Raw genomic sequence first — 3,383 nt, 5'->3', positions numbered from 1 at the left:
GCTCGAGCCCAGCGACAGCCAGGAAGCCTACGACTTCATGGCTCAGGCTTTCGACCTCAGCGAGCAGTTTGACACGCCGGTAATGGTGCGTACCACCACCCGCATTTCACACTCCAAAACGGTGGTGGATGTCAGGCGAAGCCGAACGCTGCCGGCGAGTCGACCGGAATTCAAGTACAACGTCGCCAAATACGTCATGCTGCCGGCTCATGCCCGTATCCGTCACCCGCTTATGGAAGAGCGGCTCGTCAAGCTTGCGGAATATGCCGAGACCTGTCCACTCAATCAGATAATCTGGGATGGGCGAGAGCTCGGTGTGGTGACGAGCGGGGTTGCCTACCAGTATGCTAGAGAAGTCTTTCCCAAAGCGTCATTCCTCAAGCTCGGCATGACGTATCCCCTTCCCCATGCTCTTCTCCGCCACTTTGCCTCCCAGGTAAAGAGACTTATCGTGGTGGAAGAGCTCGAGCCGTTCCTGCAGGAGAACATGCGGGCAATGGGCATAGAGGTAATCGGCAAGGAGTTCATCCCCAGGGTTGGCGAGCTCAATCCAGATATCATTTACGAGGCCGGACAGAAGATGGGTCTTCTCCCCGATTACCCTCGCAGGAAAATAGAGAGCAGCATTGAACTACCTCGGCGACCTCCCCTCCTCTGCCCCGGATGTCCGCACACCGGCATTTTCTTCGTGTTGAGCAGCATCGGCCAGCGAGCCAGGCTGGCCAAGGCAACGGATAAGACACTGGCCGATTCGCCATTGATAATCACCGGCGATATCGGCTGTTATACGCTGGGCACGTATCCGCCGCTCCTCGCCATGGACACCTGCGCCTGCATGGGCGCCAGTATCAGTGAAGCACTGGGCATGGAAAAGGCCGGCGTCAGCAAGAAAGTGGTTGCCGTCATCGGCGATTCCACCTTCCTGCACTCAGGCATCACCGGCCTGGTGAACGGTGTCTATAACAAAACGCAGATAACACTGGTTATCCTCGACAACGGCACCACTGCCATGACCGGGCACCAGGAACATCCCGGCACCGGCATTTCGGCGCAGGGCAAGGAGACCGGGAAGGTGGAACTGGAGCAGTTAGTACGCGGTATTGGTGTGAAAGACGTCAGGGTTGTTGACGCATTCGATATGAAAACATTGAGAAGCAGCGTGCGCACCGCCATTGAAAAGCCCGAGCTTTCCGTCATCATCGTACGCGGTGCCTGCTCGGTGAGACTGCCAAAGCGCGGTGAACCGAGAGCCATTGATATGGATATTTGCAATCTCTGCGGAGCCTGCCTGCTGCTCGGCTGCTCGGCAATTCAGAAAACGGACGAGCAGATTCACATTGAACCTTCGCTGTGCGTTGGCGATACCTGCGCGGTCTGCCAGCAGATATGTCCCAAGCAGGCAATTGTAACGCAACCGAAATAACAATCAAGGTAAAAAGATGAAATCGCTGAACTTATTGATTACCGGCGCTGGAGGTCAGGGAATTATCCTGGCCAGCGATATCATAGGCGAGACGGCCATCGCCGCCGGCTACGATGTTAAAAAAACAGATACCATAGGTATGGCGCAGCGCGGCGGCAGCGTGGTCAGCCATATGCGTCTTGCAGAGCAGGTCTGGTCGCCGATAATCCGACAGGGCCAGGTCGACCTGCTCCTCGCCCTGGAGAAACTGGAGGCAGCCCGGTGGGCCAGCTACCTCAAAATTGGCGGCATTGCCATCGTCAACAACCATGCTTTACCCCCCCTCTCGGTGAGCCTGGGCAACGCTCGCTACCCCAACGACGATGAAATACAGGGTATTTTGAGGCAGGTCACCGACCAGGTATACTTCATCAATGGCACAGACAAGGCGAAAGAGCTGGGCAATATCCGTACGCTCAACGTTTTCATGCTCGGCTGTGCCTCTCTCTTCCTTCCCTTCAAGATCGGTATCTGGCAGGAGAGCATTGCCAATCGTCTTCCGGAAAAGGTCAGGCAGATCAACCTCACCGCCTTTGACCACGGCAGAAAGGAAGTTAAAGGTGTCCATATCAGAAAGAGTTAGGGAAAGCATGGGCAGCAGCTCCTGGATTCGCCGCATGTTTGAAGAAGGGCTCGAGCTGAAGCAACGTTACGGCGAGGAAAACATCTTCGACCTTTCCCTGGGCAATCCGATTATGGAGCCGCCGGCTGAATTTTTTCAGGAAATAAAGAAAATCGCCGAGCACCCCACCCCCGGGATGCACCGCTACATGAGCAACGCCGGCTACGCCGAGACCAGAGCCGCCGTGGCCGAACAATTATCCTTTGAGACAGGTATTAAATTCACCATGAATGACGTCATTATGACCCACGGGGCGGCGGGAGCACTGAATGTAGTCCTGAAGACGGTACTCAACCAGGGAGACGAGGTCATCATCTTCGCCCCATATTTTGCCGAGTATGTCCACTATATCGGTAACCATTATGGAGTGTCCCGCATTCTGTCCACCGATGAACAGTTTGCCCCCAGAGTAGATGAGCTGGAACAGGCTATCAATGAAAGGACGAGGGCCGTGCTCGTCAACTCGCCGAACAACCCATCGGGCGCGGTCTACAGCGAAGAACGACTGCGCGAAATTGGCAAGGTGCTCCGCAAGAAAGAAACTGAACTCGGGACGCACATCCTGCTCATCAGCGACGAGGCCTACCGCAAACTCATTTATGATGGCCTGGAGTACCCTTTCCCGGTGCATCACGACACCAACAGTATCATTGCCACTTCCCATTCCAAGGACCTGGCCCTGCCCGGGGAGCGAATCGGCTATATAGCCGTGCATCCGGAATGCCACGGCCGGGAAGAACTGGTCAATGGTTTTATCCATGTCAACCGGACTCTCGGTTTCGTCAACGCCTCAGCCCTGATGCAGCACATCGTGCGTCATTTGCAGGGAGTTACCGTCTCGGTAGCCGAATACCAGCGAAAGAGAGATTTTGTGTACCATAACCTCGCCGCAATGGGTTACTCGATGGTCAAACCCCAGGGAGCGTTCTATATGTTCCCCAAGTCTCCGGTTGAAGATGATGTCGAGTTTGTCCGGGAATTGCAGAAATTGAAAGTGCTGACCGTTCCCGGCCGAGGTTTTGGCACGCCGGGCTACTTCCGCATTGCCTACTGTGTGGAAGACAGGGTCCTGGAAGGCTCACTGGGCGGCCTGCGCGAGGCAGCACGAAAATACGGATTGACCAAGTAAGAGGAATAGATTATGCCAGAGCAGGATAACGCAGCATCTGATAATGTATCTGAACTGCAGGCCGAGGCCAAGAATGAGCCAATCGCCGCTTTCCTGAACATGCAGCTCCTGGAGCTCCAGCCGGGATATTCCAAAGTGATGCTCAAAGTGCTTCCCGAACATCAGAACTT

At 55.2% G+C, this 3,383-nt stretch carries 3 protein-coding genes; all 3 read left to right on the top strand.

Annotation, left to right across the window (positions count from 1 at the left end; genetic code table 11):
- A partial coding sequence (locus KKD83_05705; protein ID MBU2535644.1) for an indolepyruvate ferredoxin oxidoreductase subunit alpha occupies window positions 1–1,423 on the top strand: 1,423 nt, incomplete at its 5' end.
- 16 nt (window positions 1,424–1,439) lie between these two features.
- Window positions 1,440–2,045 (top strand): indolepyruvate oxidoreductase subunit beta, encoded by a 606-nt coding sequence (locus KKD83_05700; protein ID MBU2535643.1) that lies wholly within the window; start codon window positions 1,440–1,442, stop codon window positions 2,043–2,045.
- The gene (locus tag KKD83_05695) at window positions 2,023–3,213 is read left to right on the top strand and encodes a pyridoxal phosphate-dependent aminotransferase (GenBank protein MBU2535642.1); all 1,191 of its coding nucleotides are present in this window, start codon (window positions 2,023–2,025) and stop codon (window positions 3,211–3,213) included. The genes KKD83_05700 and KKD83_05695 overlap by 23 nt, the downstream gene beginning before the upstream one ends.
- Window positions 3,214–3,383: the final 170 nt, after the last annotated feature.

It is taken from the genome of Chloroflexota bacterium, from assembly GCA_018829775.1.
GTDB lineage: Bacteria > Chloroflexota > Dehalococcoidia > Dehalococcoidales > RBG-16-60-22 > E44-bin89.
Note: the sequence above shows the minus strand (reverse complement) of the source record. Positions and strands in the feature narration are given on the sequence as shown.